The sequence below is a fragment of the Aliterella atlantica CENA595 genome (assembly GCF_000952155.1).
Classification (GTDB): Bacteria; Cyanobacteriota; Cyanobacteriia; order Cyanobacteriales; family Chroococcidiopsidaceae; genus Aliterella; species Aliterella atlantica.
In genome coordinates, this window is the sequence record NZ_JYON01000017.1 from 94176 (window position 1) to 112240 (window position 18065).

Genomic DNA, 18065 nt, shown 5'->3' on the forward strand with positions numbered 1-18065 from the left:
AGCTAATCGCTCCTTACATCGCTATTTCGGCAGATTCGATCCCCCTGTAGTCCCCCTTGTCTCCTTGTCTCCTTGTCTCCTTGTCCCCTTATCTCTTCTTAATCAACTCAAGCCAGCCGACTGTAGTGCCATTTCCATAAAAATTGTTTGCGAATTAGTTTGAGGGCAAGCAACTATAGCATCTTCTCGCTCTGATATATCCGATCGCTTTTGATAACTACCATCTGAGCGCAATTCCCACGCCTGACATTTATCTGCCAACGCAATACCCAAAATTTCTTCTAGATCGCAAGCTAAATCTGGATCTCGAACAGGAGTAATCGCTTCAACTCGGCGATCTAGATTGCGCGGCATCCAGTCAGCACTACCAATAAAAATTTCTTTTTGCCCTTGATTGTGGAAGTAGTAAATGCGGGAGTGTTCCAAAAAGCGCCCGATAATACTGATAACGCGGATATTTTCGCTGATATCTTTAATTCCCGGACGCAAACAGCACATACCGCGTACGATTAGGTCTATTTGTACCCCAGCACGAGAAGCTTCATACAAGGCAGCAATAATTTGCGGATCGACCAAAGAATTCATTTTGGCAACAATTCGACCTGGAAGATTATTTTGGCAATGCTCGATCTCGCGGTGGATCAAAGCCAAAGTGCGATCGCGCATATTTACAGGCGCAACCAATAATTGCCGATAAGAGCGCTGCCTGGAATAACCAGTCAGGTAATTAAACAAATCCGTCAAATCTGCTGCCAAATCCTCCCGACAGCTAAATAAGCCCAAATCCGTGTAAATCCGCGCAGTTTTGGGGTTGTAGTTACCCGTACCAATATGCACGTAGCGATTAATGCGATCGCCTTCTTGACGTACTACCATGACAATTTTGGAGTGAGTTTTTAGCCCTGTTAGCCCGTAGACTACATGAACTCCCACCCTTTCCAAACGCCGCGCCCAGTAAATATTATTTTCCTCATCAAACCGAGCTTTTAACTCTACCAATACAGCTACTTGCTTGCCATTTTCCGCCGCTGCAATCAAAGCATTAACAATCGGTGAATCTCCAGAAGTGCGATACAGCGTCATTTTAATTGCTAGGACATCAGGATCGTGCGCCGCCGTATTAATAAAGCGCAGCACTGTTGAGGAAAAAGAGTGATAGGGATGATGCACCAACAAATCTTGTTCGCGAATTACAGCAAAAAAATCTTTGCTACCTTCTGGTTCCGCCACACTAGATGCAGCGAGCTTTTGCAGGCGAGTTGGCACAACTGATTTCCAAGGTTTGTCTTTCAATTCTGGCATTGGTAGACTCATAAAAGACATTAAGCTACCTAAACCAAGCAACCCGTCTACCTGATAAACTTCGCGATCGCTTAAATCCAATTCTCGCATTAACCGTAGGCGCAATGGTTCGGGAATGTGCGACTGAATTTCTAATCTCACTGTAGAACCACCTACGCGCCGCTTGCGAAGTTCTTGTTCGATTGCTTCTAATAAATCATCAGCTTCATCCTCTTCTAGTTCCAAAGCACTATCGCGGGTGATGCGAAAAGGATAATACTCTTGAATATTCATGCCAGGAAATAGCGATTCGAGATTATGAGCGATCGTTTGTTCTAATGGTACGCCCGTCCACTTAGCCGCTTCTCCTTTGGGGGTATAACACAACTCTTCTGGCAATGGTAAAAATCGCGGCAATACATTCGGAACTTTGACTCTAGCAAATAGTTCTTCTTCTGTTTCTGGGTTTTTGACGACTACAGCAAGATTTAAGCTGAGGTTAGAAATATGCGGAAACGGATGCCCAGGATCGACTGCTAAAGGAGTTAAAACTGGAAAAATTTGTTCTTCAAAATAAGTTTGTAAATAAGTTCGTTGCTCTTGAGTTAAATCGATATAGTCAAGAATATGAATACCTTCTTGAGCAAGCAATGGTCTAATTATCTTTTCAAAATGATCGTGTTGCTTGGCAACTAAAGGGCGCAAGCGTTGGCTAATTTCATCTAACTGTTGTTCTGCTGTTAAACCATCAGGACTAAGTTTGCTTACATTTGCTTCTACTTGTTCGTACAAAGCAGCTGCGCGCACCATGAAAAATTCATCTAAATTTGAGCTAAAAATTGCCAAAAATTTTAGTCTTTCTAACAGTGGCGAGTTTTCATTGCAAGCTTCATGTAATACTCTATTATTAAATTCTAACCAGCTTAACTCGCGGTTGAAATAATATTGAGGATCGCTAAGGTTAATTTCTGTATTTGCTTTTTTCGCTCTAGGCATAAGTTTATTTGCTTGTAATTGGCAAAAATATGTTGCTCAAGTAAAAAATTGAAACTAGATAGATATTATAAATTTGGAGTGCCAAATACTTCTTCTTCCTGACCTACCCACCATTCGCCTAAATTCATTAAATCTTGGTGAATTTCTGCTAATTCTCTAGAATACTCATCAGCAGAAATATTGGCTTGACGTTCTTGCAGTTTTTTTAACCTTAATTGTACTAATAGCCAAGGTTTAGAAATGCTATCAGTTGCTTCAATGTACTGCGCTAATTCTTTACTGTTCATTAATTTGTATAGTAATGGTTGTGAAGCGATCGCTCTAATTTTCCAAGAATATTAGCAACAATTGATTCTGCCTCAAGAGTTAATTTGCTGCAAATGGCAATAAATAGCGATCGCATCCTACCTCATGCTAGCTATTCTTGAGTACGCGCCACACTATTTGAGGCGAAAAAAGTGCTAAGGGCGATTTGAGTTGCTGCGTTACTTCCAAAAGTGCAGTTGCAACAGTAGAGTCTGCAGTTGTTAATTCCAGCATTCGTTCTGCATAAGCTGCAAACAATCCACCCGATTGAGTGGGTTTGCTATCACCTTTAGTTGTAGGAAAACGAGAGTCTTGCGACGTTGCTACATTCCAGGAAAGAGAATTACTTTGCGCTAACTTTTTTTGAAAGCGTGACGATATAAAACTTTGATTGCGCTGCCTAGCTAGCCAATCACTCAGTACCATAGCAGCTTTGGCGCTAACCGTCATTCCTTGTCCGTACACAGGACACAAGGCGCAAACTGCATCGCCTAAAGTAACAAAACCTTGAGGTAGTACGATTTGTTCGTAATGACGCAGCCTGTTAGCAGTAGTGCGATGAGCATATATAGGCGATATTGGTTCGGCTTCTTTGATTGCTTGATAGAATTCCATACTAGGCAAAGTACGAGCAAAGTCTAAAAAGCCATCATTATCTAATGGGGGAAAATTACCTCCATAACCGCCAAGGGTAGCTATCCACTCTCCACCCTCAATTTTGGCTAAATATCCCAACCTCGTACCATCAGGAGGCGATTGAGAAATTAGCATTACTTTCCAATCTGTTCGATCGCTAGCAGGTACGCGATAGCGGCGAGTTGCATATCCTAATAAGGGATTGACAACGGTTTCTGGTGGCGGCGTAAACCCTAAATTTTGTAACCAATTTGGGGCTTGAGAGCGACGACCGCTAGCATCTACTACTAGAGAGGCTGCAAGTTCGCTGTAACTTGAATCGACAAGCGATCGCGATCGCACTCCAGTAATATATTTACCGCTATGATGCAATACAAGTCCCGTGACGCGCTGCTGCTGGTGAAACTGCACGTTAGCAATCTTAGCTAGTTCTTGCCTAATTCCCCACTCTAATAGCGGACGAGAACAAGTCAAAGAAACAATATGAGATGGAGATGGAGCGATCGCATTCCAGCTATGACGATTGAAAAGATAAAATTCTCGCGCCCAATCTATCGGTAAAGCACCAGCAGCTTTTAACCTGTCTCCAATTCCTGGAAACAGTTCGGCGATGATTCTATAACCTTTTGTTAGTAAGATATGCGGTTGAACAGATTGCGGTACGCCTCTACGCGCATCAGGTAGTTCAGGTAATGTATCTGTCTCAACGATTGTGACTGACTCGAAGTAATCCGCAAGTACGCGGGCGCTCAAAAGTCCAGCAATGCTACCACCGACAACAATGGCATGGTCATTAAGATATAAAGTCAAATTTTGCTACCTAATATGCCCTCTTCGTATAGATAGCATACAAAAAACAGCCACAAGCGATCGCTCGTGACTGTTGATTGCTAATAATAACAGCTATCTAACGGGTAGACATCGACAGCCTGTTGTTAATCTCATCCCAGTTAACAACATTCCACCACTGCTTGAGGTATTCAGCGCGGCGGTTTTGGTACTTGAGATAATAAGCGTGTTCCCACACATCATTGCCCATAATCGGGAAATGTCCGCCTGTAATGGGACTATCTTGATTTGGCGTACCAACAACCTCAAGTTTGCCGTCGCTAGTGCGGACTAGCCACACCCAACCACTACCAAATTGCTTGGTTCCAGTATCGTTAAACCGCGTCTTGAAGCTTTCAAAGTCGCCAAAGTTATCTTTAATCGCGTCAGCAATTGCTCCAGTGGGTTCGCCGCCAGCATTGGGAGCCATAATTTGCCAGAACATGGTGTGGTTGACATGACCGCCACCATTATTTCGCACTGCCGAGACAATATCTTGAGGCAAACTATTGAGTTCGCGGACTAAATCTTCAGGGCTTTTGGATTGTAGTTCGGGATGCTTGTCTACGGCTGCATTCAAGTTATTGACATAAGCCTGGTGGTGCATATCGTGATGCAGTTGCATCGTCTGCGAGTCGATATAAGGATCTAGAGCGTCGTAATTGTAAGGTAAAGGCGAAAGTTCAAATGCCATGTTGAGAAATCCTAATAGGTAAGAGCTTTAGCACCTATAGGCTTAAGTATTATCTAGTTTGCTAGGAAAAATCTTGGCGAAATAAAATTTAATGCTCTATTTCGCCGCTTAAAAATGCCAGTTTCTAGCTTGTTCAAAGCTTCTTAGCCGATCTGCTCGCTGCATTCAAATCTAATGTCGCATGAAAGTAAGCGATCGCCTAATGCTTAACTTAGATAACTTATCTTTGACTAATAGCCCAAATCGTGATATAGACTAATAATCTTAGCTGTAACTTCAGCAATACTCAAACCATCGGTACAAATTTCCATCGCATCAGCAGCTTTTTGCAAAGGAGCAAGTTCGCGGGTGCTATCGAGAAAATCGCGTTCGGCAATACTTTTTTCTAATTGCTCCAAAGTCAGAGTAACTTGCCCTTGATGCTCAAAATCTTGTTGACGACGACGCGCCCGTTCTCGAACAGACGCAGTTAAAAATATCTTTAGTTCCGCATTGGGAAAAACGTGAGTACCAATATCGCGCCCTTCAGCTACTAATCCGCCTTTTTGCCCCCAACGCTGTTGCTGGCGTAAAAGTTCTTGACGCACAGCACTTTGCGATGCAACTTTGCTCACATGGGCTGTAACTTCTAAACTGCGAATATGTTGAGTAACTTCGCGATCGTTAATCCAAACGCGCACCGGATTTTCTAAGTCGGTACTGCTAGCTAGTTGAATTTGACAACTACTAGCTAATTGGGCAATTGCTGGCAAATCGTTAATATCGATTCCAGAATCCAACACCAACCAAGTCAGCGCCCGATACATAGCACCCGTATCGAGATAAACCAAACCCAAAGCCGCCGCCACCTGACGTGCCACCGTAGATTTACCTGCACCAGCCGGACCATCAATCGCTACAATTGGCTGACGCGAGTTCAAAACTATATTATCAATTAACCGCGCCGCACCAATGCGAGATGCGATCGCCAGCATTCCCTTATCCTCAATTTTTTCCAACGGCATCAATGTATTCGGATCTACCAATTCCACATATTCAACAGCACTTATTATCGCTAATTCCTGTCTGACAATGGCAAGCAAATTTGCCGCTAAACGTTCTCCCGCTTTAAAAGCCTTTTCTGCTTGCTGCAAGCTCCGATACAAAACTGCTGCTTGCTCTTTCTGCTGGGGGGTTAAATACTGATTGCGCGAACTCATAGCTAGCCCTGATGGCTCCCTGAGCGTCGGACAACCAACAATCTGCACAGGAAAGTTCAAGTCTCGCACCAACCGCCGGATAATCGCTAATTGCTGCCCGTCTTTTTGCCCAAAATAAGCTTTATCCGGCTGTACTAAGTTAAATAACTTAGTCACAATCGTAGCTACGCCTTGAAAATGCCCCGGTCTACTTTTGCCGCATAATACCGCCGTCATGCTCTCTGGAGGCACAACTTGACAAGCCGAAAGCAAACCCTCTTGCGCTCCTAATTCCTTAGCTGTAGGGGCAAAAATTGCATCTACCCCAGCGAGCTTGCATAAAATGCGATCGCTCTCTATCGTGCGAGGATAACTTTGATAATCTTCTGTAGGTCCAAATTGCAGCGGATTGACAAAAATACTCACAATTACAGTGCTATTTTCTTGCCTAGCCCGCTCGATTAAGCTTAAATGCCCAACGTGCAAAGATCCCATTGTCGGCACTAAACCGATAGAAGGTAAGGCACTTAGTCCTACCGATTGCTCTTTGCGGCGTAGTTCTAAGTAGCAACGCAAAGCTGCAATTGTCGCAAACAGGCGCACCTAAATCTCCTAAAATTTTCTGGCTCCACCCGTTAGTTTATCTTTGTTTGCAGTAGCAAGTTAAAGGATAAAAAGCCGTGCGTAATATCTACCTCTTTTTATCCTTAACCTTTGTTTATCTACCCAAAACCTCAAGAGTTACAGGCGCTACTCCACTTTGCATCACGCCTACTATCCGCGCTGCTGCTGCAGATAGGTCAATAACTCGACCGCCAGTGAAAGGTCCTCTATCTGTAATTCTTACAACTACAGAACGACCAGTGCGTGCATTTGTTACTCTCACTTTTGTACCAAAAGGTAGGCTGCGATGGGCAGCAGTTAGCGCATTCTGATTGAATCTCTCACCGTTAGCAGTGCGCCGACCGTGAAAGCCAGGACCGTACCACGAAGCCATCCCCCGCGAACCAACCTTGACTGCTTGTGCAACTACTTGGGTTGCTTGCTTAATCACTTGCGGTTGGGGTTGTCCGCTAATTTCAGTTAAAGCTGGTGCATTACCTAACAGACGGCGCAGGCGATTGGTTACTTGCAGTGCATCTTTGGCTGCATCTTTGGTTGTATCTGCAAGCAAGGTGTCGTTGTTGATTTCAACTAATTCTTCACCGTCGACGTTGACAGAGTAGCGATCGCTAGCATTATTACCGCTTTTCCACCGCACTGCAATCTTATTTGCATCTAAGCCTTCTTGACTTAGCTGGTTGAGTTTCGCAGCTACTTGGGTTGCTCTTGCTACTGGTGCATTGTTTGCTGCCAAGTACGATGCTGCTTTTGTTGGTAGTTTGCCTACGCTAGCAACTTTTACTTGCTTTGTAGAGCTAGTTTTAGCTGTGCTTTCACCTACAAATGTCAAAACAGGAATATTGCGAATGTAGAGTGTTGCTGCTTGACGAGTAGAGTCTAGGTTGTAGGTTTGAATTTTTGTTAGCTGCTCTTGAGTTGGAGATTGGTACTGTCCCACCTTAACAGCATTCTTGACCGGATTCTTTTGTAAGTTCTTGGTTAACGTTGTTTGGCTGTTTTCCCCGACTTCATCAACTACTGGTGTCAATTGCGCGTAGCTCGATAATGGCAGTCCCAATGTTGCTGTAAGTAAGGTTGTAGCAGTCGTCCAGAAAATTTTGTTCTTCATGCGTCCCATGTAATTGACACTTCTAGTTTGCAGTTGAGCCGGAATGGGATGTGTTGCACGCTGGCAATTGATTATTTCCCAAACTCGTACTCGTTACGTGTTTGCTTTTTTAATTAACGACTGCAACAGACTAGCACGAAGTTTTTAGCTAGGGGATCAGTAATCCAACGCAATAGATAGAAATTTAATCATTCTTTTGACTGAGGGCGATCGGGCAAATGCAGACTAAATAAATATTTCAGGCTTTTCCGTATTACGGACATCCTTAACAAAAATTAATAAAACTTTACCAATTTGTTACATGAAAAGAAGACAGTAAAATACAACACTGGCGATCGCAATTAAGGTATTTCCCATCTCATGGATTATAGAGCAGCAGGGGTAGATGTAGAGGCTGGCAGAGCTTTTGTAGAGCGCATCCGCAACTTAGTACACAGCACTCACAGACCAGAAGTAATCGGCGGCTTGGGTGGCTTTAGCGGATGCTTTCAATTGCCATCCGGTTTTCAAGAACCAGTTTTAGTTTCTGGGACTGATGGCGTAGGCACAAAATTAAAGTTAGCCCAAACTATTGGCTGTCATCACACCGTAGGAATAGATTTAGTAGCAATGTGTGTCAATGACGTATTGACGACAGGCGCAGAACCATTATTTTTTCTCGACTACCTAGCAACGGGAAAGTTAAAACCAGAACAACTAACTAACGTAGTTTCTGGGATAACCGCAGGCTGCAAAATGGCTGGTTGTGCGTTATTAGGGGGAGAAACAGCCGAAATGCCTGGTTTTTATCAGCCAGGGGAGTATGACTTAGCAGGCTTTTGTGTCGGGATTGTCGAGAAAAGCCGGATGTTGAACACCTCTCAAGTAAAAATTGGCGATATAGCGATCGCCTTAGCTAGCGACGGCGTACACAGCAACGGTTTTAGTTTAGTTCGGAAAATAGTTGATGACAGTCAATACAATTGGAGCGATCGCTTAGAATTTAGCAGAGATAAAACCATAGGTGAATTTTTACTTACACCTACGCGAATATACGTAAAACCAATATTAGCAGCGTTAGCACAAGGGGTAGAAATTCACGGTATGGCGCACATTACAGGCGGCGGGTTGCCAGAAAATTTACCTCGCGCTCTAGGCGAAAATCAATCTATCCGCATCAATAATAGCTGGGAAATTCCCCCAATATTTAACTGGTTAGCCGAGGTTGGCGCTGTAGATAATACAGCGATGTTTAATACATTTAACATGGGTATTGGCTTCGTCGTGCTCATACCACCAGAGCAAGTAGAACAAGCGATCGCCCACTTTGAGTCTCAAGAAATTGCTGCCTATGCGATCGCAGAGGTAATAAATGGTACTGGCGAAATTGAGGGATTATTTAATTGACAGCCGTAGGGTGCGTTTTCAAAACGCACCCTACCAATCTAGACAAAATTCGCCATTGCTTGTATGTTGATGTAAAATAAATAACAATCTCAGAGTTTAACCTGGAAGCATCACCTTTATTCTTAAGCGCCTAAATACGGGAATTAACCCTATAGGCAAAGGCTCCTGTAAATGGAGCCTTTATTTTTCCAACTGCAGCGATCGCCACGACGAAAAGGTTTAGTATCAAAACATACTAAAATTTAAGTCAAACCGCCTCTGCACAATTGGTAATTTTGTCCGTAATTACGAATTACGAATTATTTAAGGCGATCGCCTAACCTGAATACCAATTACCGACGGACGAGGAGCGCCTAAAGCATTGCCTTGGATATTACTGGGCCAATTGCTACCGCGCGGCAAAGTTCGATTTTGGGTAAACAAAGTACCATCCAAATTCAACATCTCAATATCGCGGTTAAGCGTAGCTTGAGGATTAAACGGACAATCTTCGCCTGGGTGCTGGATAGAAATAATTAGCGTATCACCGACAAAAGTAGGTCCTGTCATCTCGCAGCGCGGCGGACCGTAAGCAAATGGTACTACTTCGCCCGCATCTGGTCCGCGAGTAGGAATATAAAACAGCCAGTTATTGCCAAATATACCAACTAAGTCAGAAGTAGCAGCATTTTTATCTGCATCAGTTTGACTGGTTGAAGTTGCACCTACTACCGAATGTTCAATCAACTTAGGTTCGGCAGTAGCACCAACATCAAAGCCATTGTGAGAACCTGTAGACATATCAGTTACGCCCCAAACATTGCCTTGTTTGTCAAAAACTAAGTTGTCTACATTGGCAAAACCCGAACCAATTTTTGTACCTGCTTCGCCACCTTTAGCAAATCGCTGCCAACGGAAAGATAGCCCAGTACCGTCAGCACTATCTTCAGTGATTTTAAATAGTTCTCCTGAAGGTTGAGCATCATTGACAGCGCTAGTGTACTTAGAAACTACAAAAATCCGCGAGTCGGGATAACCATCGCTACCAGGTGCGCCATCAGTATAGGCAATATATACTTCCTTAGTGCGGGGATGAACTTCTAAGTCTTCTGGGCGTGCGGTGGGCGATCCTCCGACTAAATTGGCTGCCAAGAAAGCATCACATAGCATAGCGCCTTGAGTTGGATAAAAATCTGCTAATCGCTTGTTGCGGTAAGCTGGCAGCACGTCAGCTTCAGCATAGGATGTAGTTGCACCTGTTATAGAGTTACTGGCAGTGTTGATAGTGACAGATAAAGCACCGCCATCAGTAGTTTGCCCTGCTACTCCATTGCGGCGAGGAAGGCGCACAAGTCCGTTATTAGTGGCTTTACCTAATTTGGCAACTTCTACTGCAGAAATTTCTGAGGGAGTATTGGGATTAGTTGGAGTATTTAGTTCTAGAGGAATCCATTTACCCGTACCATTAGCGTTGTAACGCGCTACATAAAGAGTGCCAGATTCAAATAAGTTACTGTTGTTTTTATCTTTAGGTTCAGTTATGTTACCCGCGCTGACAAATTTGTAAGTATGTCCGCCTCGGCGATCGTCACCCATATATGCCACTAATTTTTTGCCTCTTTCCACGCGCATCGTAATGTTTTCGTGGCGGAAGCGACCTAAAGCGGTATGCTTGCGGGGGCGATAGTTAGGATCGGCAGGATCGATCTCTACTATCCAGCCATATTTTTCGCCAACCATACCAAATTCAGCCCCACTAGAGCCAGTAATGTACTCTGTTTGAGTACCATTTGGTTTCACGGCTTCTTGCACGCCCACAAAGAGACTTTTACTACCTTGGAAGTTTTCTTCCGCACTCAAAATTCTGCCCCAAGGTGTCGTTCCACCAGAACAATTGTGTCCCGTACCAATAATTTTGTTACCCAAGCCATCGCTACTAATTGGGAAAACTTCTTTAGCCGCCGCCCCCGTACCGATTAAGTAATTACGATCGCCTTTTTGGTAGCTTTTTGTCCCCCAAGATGTCACGTGCTTATAGGCATCTGTGCGATCGCTATTAATCCCCAAACCAGAAAGCGTATGAAGGCGGCGATTATTGCGATCGCTTACCACGCTAAAGCGTCCGTTGCGATCGCGTCTAGCAATCCGCACTACCGATCCGCCCATATTATACAAAAATTCCCCTAACAGCGTTCGATCTACAGCAGTAGGCGCGTAACCAACAACAGCGGGGAATGATTCGGGGAAGCCAGCAACATCTTCAGGGCTATCAGGCGCTAGCGCCGTAATTGGATAGCTGACGTATTCGTGATTTACCCATAAGTAGCCGTCGTTGTCACCATAAATGGGGACAAAGCCTGTATAGTCGCAGTTGTAGCCAAAATATTCTTCTTTGTTGGCAAATACGCGATCGCCCCAACTGACAATTACATAGCGATCGTATTCTGGCGGAACTACTACATCATCAATAATCGTATATTTAGTTAGTCTAGTATCTTGAGTAGCATTTAATACATTTCCTTGCCCAATACCTGTAGCATAGTAACTATTTTGCTCTTGGTAGATAGGCAAAGGATGAGGCAAACGTATGGGCGTAAATCTACGGGATACAACTGCATTGGCTGCGCCGCTATCTAAAAGGTTTTCTCCTACAACTGGTGCTATTACAGCGCTGCCAGCACTTGCGCCAAAGAAAATTAGTAGCTGTCTTCGAGTCAGGTTGGACATGAAGCTCTCTCTTTAATTGCTTTAATTGCGAGAATTTACAGTTGAAAAATGCTTGCTACTAGCAAAGATTGCGTTTATACACGTAGGCAAGCTTTGATACGATAATCCTGCAAGATTAAAATTAGTTAATCTTGGGGTTAACGCCGGATCAAATTTTGGCGATTTCAACTCCCGCTGGCTTAATGTATGGCAGAAGGCAGAAGGAAAAATGCAGACAATACAGATCGATCGTGAAGCTAAATTTGCCACCCCAAAGTGTCAGCAATCTGATTTGCTAGTTGTAATGGATCGAAAGGTTTAGCGATCGCGCCCACAACACCTAGGCGAGCGTAGCTTTCACGGTCAACAGGCTGTACTTTGGCAGTTAACAAAACCACAGGAATCGCTTGAGTGGCTGGATTCTCTTGTAGCTTCCGAAACAAAGCAATTCCATCGAGATCGGGCATCATTACATCTAACAAAATGGCATCGGGCTGTTGAGTATGGGCTTTTTGCAAGCCCTCGCTGCCCGATTGTGCCGTTAATACTGTCCAACCGCCTAGTTTTCTCAAACACGTCTCAATCACTCTAGAAAGGCGTTGTTCATCGTCAATTAGGAGAATGCATTTGGATGGCATTTGCAAGGGAGTGGGAAGTAAAGAGGTAGTTGGAGGTGGCAAATTGTTCGCAAGATTACAGCATCGATCGCTTGTTTTTCTCTATCACGGGAATTAAATACAGCAAGTTTTCATGGGCAATTTTTGCTGGCAGCGAAATCGCGATCGCCCTTATTGAACCAGCGGTATGGTAAAACAGAATGCGCTACCCTGCCCTAAAACGCTTTCAGCCCAGATTTGCCCGCCGTGTAGTTGCACGATCGTGCGACAAATGGCTAGCCCCAAACCTGTCCCACCTTTTTGCCGAGAGTCTGATGCATCAATTTGTTGAAACCGTTCAAAGATAGTTGCTAATTTATCGGCAGGAATACCGCGTCCAGTATCTTTGACGGTAAATAAAAGTTCGGGAGTTGGTGATTGGTAATTGGTAATTGGTAGTTGTGTTTTCTCCCCCAACTTCCCCAGCGCCCTCACCTCTGTTTCCCCGACTCCCGACTCCCGACTCCCCAAATCTGCACTCAGCCAAACCGTTGCACCTGGGGATGAGAACTTGATGGCGTTGCTTAATAAATTAACTAGAGTTTGAATTATTCGGTCGGGATCGACGTAAATTTGCCGCGATCGCAGCGTGAAAGACAGTGTTACATTGTTTTGTTCTGTAACAAGCTGAAGGCTTTCGACTGACTGGCGCATGAGTGCGGCAGCATCGCACCATCGTTTAATTAAAGTCAGTTTGTGGGATTCTAGCCGCTCTAAATCGAGAATGTCATTCACCAAGCGCACCAAGCGTTCTGTATCAAGCGAGGCAATTTCTAGCATTTCTTGGGCTGTTTCTGGCTCGTCAACCAGAAGTCCGGCAGAAAGTAACCCGATAGCACCGCGAATCGAAGCTAGTGGCGTGCGTAGTTCGTGGCTGACAACAGAAATAAACTCGTTTTTCATTTTTTCTACGGCGCGAATTTCGGTGATGTCTTCGATTGTGCCGACATAACCGATCGCATTACTGCAAGAAAAAATCGGCGCTACCTTAACTCGACCAAATCGAACTGTGCCATCGGGATGCAAATAACGCACCTCACCAGAAAATTCTTGATGCGCCGCCACTGCTGGCAACCATTGCGACCAAAGCGGCGCTACATCATCAGGATGAATAAACTTCCGCCAGCCTGTTCCCAATGCTTCGTCAAACGTAAAACCACAAATTTCCCCAGCGCGAGGATTGGTGTAAGTACAACTTCCTTGAGGATCTAATCTAAAAATACCTACGGGTAAAGCTTCATTGAGAAAGCGCAACTCAGCTTCGCGGCGGCGCAGTTCCTTCTCAGCTTGTTTGCGATCGCTAATATCAGAGAAAGTGACTACGCCTGCGGTCACATTACCTGTTGCATTGCGGATGGGCGCAGAGCTAACGAGCATTGTCCCCCGCGTACCATCCCCACCCAAAAAATCGATCTCTTCTTCGATAACTACTTCCCCAGTCAGGATTGACCGAGCTAGGGGCAACTCTTGCGGATTGTAGGGTCGTCCGTCTTGGTGGAAACTTTTGTATTCGCGATACTGCTCGACGTTATCAACAGCCAGGAAAGAATGTCGCCAGATCTGCTCTACTTGCTGGTTTCCCAAGATTAGCTTGCCAGAAGGAGCTTCGGCGATAATTACTCCCGCAGGCATCTGCTGCAGCACTGTTTCTAGCAATCCCCGTTCTGTCTGCACCTGCTGCAAAAGTTGCAAATTTTTTCTCTGCGCCCGCTTGCGGGAGGTGATATCGCTATTGACTAAATAGTAAACGACACAAATGAGTGCCAAACTCAGCAATAAAAGAATTAAAAATGCTTGTGTCGTCAGTTGGGCGATCGCTCGGTAATCTCTAATCCGACGCTCTAATAACTGGTTCTCTTCTTGCTTCATCTCGCTAATCGAAGCACGAATAGCATCCATTTGCTGTTTGCCCTGACCGGAAAAGATAATCTGCACTGCTGGCTCAAACCCTTCATTGCTTCGCAAGGCAATAGTTTTCGCCATCAAACCTAGTTTTGCCTCGATCTGTCGTTCGAGCAATTCGTGCCGACGCTGTTGCTCTGGGTTATCTGCGATCGATGCTTTAAGTTGCTGGAGCCGCGTGTCAATTTGGGCGATCGCCGAGTGATAGGGTTCTAAATAGCGATCGTCACCCGTGAGTAGGTAGCCCCGTTGCCCAGTTTCGGCATCCGTCATGTTCGAGAGTATTGTTTCTAGTTCCAACAGCACCTCATGAGTATGTTGTACCCAACGGCTTGCTACGTTCTGCCTCAGCGGAATTTGTACTAAGATCGCCCCAGTAATGCTGACTATTGTTATTGTCGCGATAAAGCCGATGGAAATCTTGCTCAAGACAGACAATTTCATGGGGATTTGACTCAACTTCTGGGCTGTTGTCGCCAGCGGATGCGTTCTAGACGATTCAAAATCCGAGTCACCAGTTCGGGAGCAACAATCGGTTTACTTACGTAGTCATCTGCACCAGCCACATATATCTGGTGAATTAGATCGGTATTTTCTCGCTCCAGCAGCATTAAAATTGGTAGATTTTCCCATTGTGGGTCATGGCGTACTACTTGACAAAGTTCAATTCCGCTAAACTGCGGCATAGATACATCTAAAACTAGCAAATCTGGTGCTGCTGTTGTCAGTAGTTCCCAGAAGCGTTGGGGTTGGGCTAGAGTTGTCACCTGCAACCCCCAAGCAGGTAGTAGATCGACGAAAGTTTCTAGAATTTGGGGATCGTCATCAACAACCAGGATTTTAGCTTCTGGCGTAGAAGGGGAATCGATGACCTGCGCGACTGCGTTTAAAACCTCGCTGATGGAAATGGGTTTGTGTAGAAAAGCGCGTCCCCCCAAACGAGCAGCCGCCACTCGGTCAGACAAACTATCGCGCACTGTGAAGAGTAAAACCGGAATGGAAGAGTTTTGCTCGTCTAGCTCTACCAAAAGCATTAGTCCATCTTCAATATTGTCACCGAAGTTCAAATCTAACAAAATTGCATCAGGCGGGTTTTGGGCGATCGCCTTTCTACCATCTGCTAAAGTAGTAGCTATTTCTAAATCGATCCCAGCCGCAACCGCTGCTAGTCGTAGTTGGTTGACGAGAATGCGATCGTCATCTATTACCAGCAGTCGCGCCGAAGCAATTTTCGCTGATGGTAGGACAATTGGAGCAGGGGTGGCGACCAATGCTTGCTTGAGTAAATCCGTCAAATGCTGTAATTGTCGTGTTGCTGTTTGCCCCAATGCCATCTCACCTTGCAGTAATAGCTCGATCTGCTGTGCTGCTTCAAATCCTTGCGATATACCTAAAGAGCCTAACGAGCCAGTTAATTGATGGGCGTGTCTTTCGGCTTGTCGCCGCAGTTCTCGTGACAGCGTTCCAGCAGATAATTGGGCAGTGACTTGCGCGAACAATGCTGTCTCCTCATTCAGGCTAGCTCTAATTTCCTGCAAAACCTCAGCCGCCACAGCCATAACTTCCTGCTGCGCTGGACTTGGCTCGATTTTGATTGGCGATACGGGCGAGCCTTGTACGGGTTGCTCTAGATCGGATGGAGATCCCAACTGGTAGCCTACGCCGTAGATTGTCTCAATTATCTCTACTTTGACACCTGCTGCTTTCAACTTCTGCCGCAGTCCCTTCATGTGTGCTGCAACCGTCCCTGCTTTAGGAGACTCCGCCGCCGTCCACAGCCGATCTAAGATTAGATCTTTGCTGAAGATCCGTTGGGGATTTTCTAAAAAAAGCTGTAGTAATCCAAATTCTTTTGCGGTTAAATTCAGCGGCTTTCCTTGCCAAGTAACTCTGCGGGTATTAGCAAACAGTCGCAAAGATCCCCAAGTCAGGGCAGGAGAAACAAATGGTTCTCGCCGCCGCAGCAAAGCGCTAACGCGAGCAATTAACTCTGCTGGGTCGAAGGGTTTGACTAGATAATCATCCGCTCCCGCATTCAACCCAAAGACGCGATCGCTGACACTAGCTCTCGCGGACAATAGCAAAATCGGCATTTGATAGTTCTGTTCCCGCAGATAGCAACAAAGACTAATTCCGTCTAATTCAGGCAGAACTACATCGACAATTAGCAGGTCGTATTCGTAGGACTGCATCAGTTGCATTGCCCTTTCGCTATCAGCAGCCACATCCACTACGTACTGATGCTGTGCAAGTATTTCTCTGATTTTTGCTACCGTGTAGCGATCGTCTTCTACTAGCAAAATTTTCATCAGCACCCTTGCATTGAGTAGAGAGTAACTACCACTTCAGATCGAGAAAGCGATCGTGGTTTTGGTCGGAACTACCCTATAACAATCTCAAATTGAGTCAACAAGTTACCTTGCAGGTAGAAGATTTAAATTTTACGCTTGTTGAGTTAAATATCCTACCATAGATAGTTTTTTACCACAAAAAATATGTGTTCTAGCTACAATCTATAAAAATGAAGCAATTTTGAAGAAATTTCATAACTTTTGTGTAGGAAAATGAGTATGATACCTACACGAGTTGCAAAAGATGCACCGTGCTGACCCCAAAATCTGAACCTTATTAGTTTCAAGCGAGTTAGCGATGCATGACCCCGATAACCCAGCACTGCAATTTCACAGAGTTTTGGTAGTTGACGACATTGCCGACAACTGTTTACTGCTGCAATCTTTTTTAGAAGCAGAAGGGTATCAGGTAAAGACTGCCGAGAGCGGTTCCGCAGCCCTTAGCTTAATTGAAACTTTTCGACCGCACTTAGTGTTGTTGGATGTGATGATGCCAGAAATGGATGGCTTGGAGGTAGCTCGACGTATCCGCCAAAATGCCAACTTACCCTTTATTCCGATTTTGTTGGTTACAGGCTATGACTGCGTGAATCCAGTTGAGGCATTCAGTGCTGGAGCGCTTGGTTTTATTCTCAAACCAATCAACTTCGATGCACTTTTAAATCACATCCAGCATATCTTGCCACCTAAACATTCTTCTACTTTATCTGAATAGCCAATATAGGAATTATTTTATGTACGACATCCCGCAATATGAATTACAAGTAATGCCGAAAAATTTAGACCTCATACGTCGAAGTGCGCTATTAGTAAATTCGTGCGGTAAACTTTTACAACAATCTAATAATTTGGCGCTACAACAGAACGGTCGTATTCTTGAAGATTATAGCGAACTCATCCAGCAGCAAGCAGATAAGTTATCAATGTATATTCAGTTATCACAGTTAGAAGATTTTTGTAGGGAAGATATATATCAGCAAGCTTTACAAGCGCAAGCAGAAGCAAGAGCAGCATACCTCCAAGCAATTAAAATTTATCTAGAGACAATGCAAATAAGAATAGATGCACTTTCCTCGCACCTCTAGTAGTTGTCTACATTATGAGATCGACCCTAGCTGACTGGAAGCGGCTAGCGCTCTGCAAACTATTGCTGTAATAGCAATTTTGCGGTGTTGTAAATCAATGCAAGACATGGCAAATTTTTCCTTACTTGATTACTTGTGCCATGCATCGATCTGAATTTGCCATGCTTCGTCTGGAACTGGCACACCTATCTATCATTCATGTAGAAGGTCTACTATTGTATGATTGACACTCCCACCGTCAAGCTTGCGCTGTGACGGGGGATTCTTCCTTCAACGAGCGACTTTGCTCAAACACTGTTTCCAGATTTAAGTAGAGGGTCATCTCTCCAGAAGCGTTAATTTCGGTCTG

14 protein-coding genes are annotated in these 18065 nt (G+C 44.7%); 4 read left to right on the forward strand and 10 right to left on the reverse strand.

The window, feature by feature from the left end:
• Positions 1-102 precede the first annotated feature (102 nt).
• The 6 genes from ppk1 to UH38_RS15980 form a co-directional block, all read right to left on the reverse strand.
• Positions 103-2277, reverse strand: coding sequence for a polyphosphate kinase 1 (gene ppk1, locus UH38_RS15955; RefSeq protein ID WP_045055660.1), 2175 nt, complete (start codon positions 2275-2277; stop codon positions 103-105).
• Between the two features lie 65 nt (positions 2278-2342).
• Positions 2343-2564 carry a hypothetical protein gene (locus UH38_RS15960; protein WP_045055661.1) on the reverse strand — a complete coding sequence of 74 codons (222 nt, stop codon included), beginning with the start codon at positions 2562-2564 and terminating at the stop codon, positions 2343-2345.
• Positions 2565-2691: 127 nt separating this feature from the next.
• Positions 2692-4029, reverse strand: coding sequence for an FAD-dependent oxidoreductase (locus UH38_RS15965; RefSeq protein WP_045055662.1), 1338 nt, complete (start codon positions 4027-4029; stop codon positions 2692-2694).
• 97 nt (positions 4030-4126) lie between these two features.
• Positions 4127-4741 (reverse strand): superoxide dismutase, encoded by a 615-nt coding sequence (locus UH38_RS15970; RefSeq protein WP_045055663.1) that lies wholly within the window; start codon positions 4739-4741, stop codon positions 4127-4129.
• A gap of 230 nt (positions 4742-4971) precedes the next feature.
• Complete coding sequence (locus UH38_RS15975; protein WP_045055664.1) at positions 4972-6522, reverse strand: bifunctional pantoate--beta-alanine ligase/(d)CMP kinase; 1551 nt, start codon at positions 6520-6522, stop codon at positions 4972-4974.
• Positions 6523-6637: 115 nt separating this feature from the next.
• Positions 6638-7651, reverse strand: a complete 1014-nt coding sequence (locus UH38_RS15980) for a septal ring lytic transglycosylase RlpA family protein (protein ID WP_045055665.1) — start codon at positions 7649-7651, stop codon at positions 6638-6640.
• A 360-nt stretch (positions 7652-8011) separates the two neighbouring features.
• Between UH38_RS15980 and purM the strand changes: the two genes are divergently transcribed.
• On the forward strand, positions 8012-9037 hold the full coding sequence (gene purM, locus UH38_RS15985) for a phosphoribosylformylglycinamidine cyclo-ligase (protein WP_045055666.1): 1026 nt from the start codon (positions 8012-8014) through the stop codon (positions 9035-9037).
• 303 nt (positions 9038-9340) lie between these two features.
• Here the strand turns inward: purM and UH38_RS15990 are convergent, their stop codons facing one another.
• Together UH38_RS15990 and UH38_RS15995 are read right to left on the reverse strand one after the other, a co-directional pair.
• The gene (locus UH38_RS15990; protein ID WP_045055667.1) at positions 9341-11743 is read right to left on the reverse strand and encodes a PhoX family protein; all 2403 of its coding nucleotides are present in this window, start codon (positions 11741-11743) and stop codon (positions 9341-9343) included.
• Between the two features lie 236 nt (positions 11744-11979).
• Positions 11980-12360 carry a response regulator gene (locus UH38_RS15995; protein WP_045055685.1) on the reverse strand — a complete coding sequence of 127 codons (381 nt, stop codon included), beginning with the start codon at positions 12358-12360 and terminating at the stop codon, positions 11980-11982.
• Positions 12361-12395: 35 nt separating this feature from the next.
• Here UH38_RS15995 and UH38_RS26820 point away from each other — a divergent pair, with 35 nt between their 5' ends.
• Positions 12396-12533, forward strand: coding sequence for a hypothetical protein (locus UH38_RS26820; RefSeq protein WP_160295978.1), 138 nt, complete (start codon positions 12396-12398; stop codon positions 12531-12533).
• On the opposite strand, the gene UH38_RS24900 is transcribed toward UH38_RS26820, so the two are convergent.
• Positions 12511-14724 carry a CHASE3 domain-containing protein gene (locus UH38_RS24900; protein ID WP_072044937.1) on the reverse strand — a complete coding sequence of 738 codons (2214 nt, stop codon included), beginning with the start codon at positions 14722-14724 and terminating at the stop codon, positions 12511-12513. The two genes, UH38_RS26820 and UH38_RS24900, sit on opposite strands and share 23 nt — an antisense overlap.
• A gap of 11 nt (positions 14725-14735) precedes the next feature.
• Entirely contained in the window at positions 14736-16589 is a 1854-nt protein-coding gene (locus UH38_RS16005; protein WP_045055668.1) for a response regulator, read from the reverse strand.
• A gap of 340 nt (positions 16590-16929) precedes the next feature.
• On the opposite strand from UH38_RS16005, the gene UH38_RS16010 reads away from it, so the two are divergent.
• Together UH38_RS16010 and UH38_RS16015 are read left to right on the forward strand one after the other, a co-directional pair.
• Positions 16930-17346 (forward strand): response regulator, encoded by a 417-nt coding sequence (locus UH38_RS16010; protein ID WP_045055669.1) that lies wholly within the window; start codon positions 16930-16932, stop codon positions 17344-17346.
• Positions 17347-17365: 19 nt separating this feature from the next.
• Positions 17366-17716 (forward strand): hypothetical protein, encoded by a 351-nt coding sequence (locus UH38_RS16015; RefSeq protein WP_045055670.1) that lies wholly within the window; start codon positions 17366-17368, stop codon positions 17714-17716.
• The last annotated feature ends 349 nt before the right edge of the window (positions 17717-18065 follow it).

What these genes read in the sequence shown, in the direction of transcription:
- ppk1 (WP_045055660.1), bottom strand. Translation starts at nt 2,277, where the DNA reads ATGCCTAGAGCGAAAAAAGCAAATACAGAAATTAACCTTAGCGATCCT.
- UH38_RS15960 (WP_045055661.1), bottom strand. Translation starts at nt 2,564, where the DNA reads ATGAACAGTAAAGAATTAGCGCAGTACATTGAAGCAACTGATAGCATT.
- UH38_RS15970 (WP_045055663.1), bottom strand. Translation starts at nt 4,741, where the DNA reads ATGGCATTTGAACTTTCGCCTTTACCTTACAATTACGACGCTCTAGAT.
- UH38_RS15980 (WP_045055665.1), bottom strand. Translation starts at nt 7,651, where the DNA reads ATGAAGAACAAAATTTTCTGGACGACTGCTACAACCTTACTTACAGCA.
- purM (WP_045055666.1), top strand. Translation starts at nt 8,012, where the DNA reads ATGGATTATAGAGCAGCAGGGGTAGATGTAGAGGCTGGCAGAGCTTTT.
- UH38_RS15990 (WP_045055667.1), bottom strand. Translation starts at nt 11,743, where the DNA reads ATGTCCAACCTGACTCGAAGACAGCTACTAATTTTCTTTGGCGCAAGT.
- UH38_RS15995 (WP_045055685.1), bottom strand. Translation starts at nt 12,360, where the DNA reads ATGCCATCCAAATGCATTCTCCTAATTGACGATGAACAACGCCTTTCT.
- UH38_RS24900 (WP_072044937.1), bottom strand. Translation starts at nt 14,724, where the DNA reads ATGAAATTGTCTGTCTTGAGCAAGATTTCCATCGGCTTTATCGCGACA.
- UH38_RS16005 (WP_045055668.1), bottom strand. Translation starts at nt 16,589, where the DNA reads ATGAAAATTTTGCTAGTAGAAGACGATCGCTACACGGTAGCAAAAATC.
- UH38_RS16010 (WP_045055669.1), top strand. Translation starts at nt 16,930, where the DNA reads ATGCATGACCCCGATAACCCAGCACTGCAATTTCACAGAGTTTTGGTA.
- UH38_RS16015 (WP_045055670.1), top strand. Translation starts at nt 17,366, where the DNA reads ATGTACGACATCCCGCAATATGAATTACAAGTAATGCCGAAAAATTTA.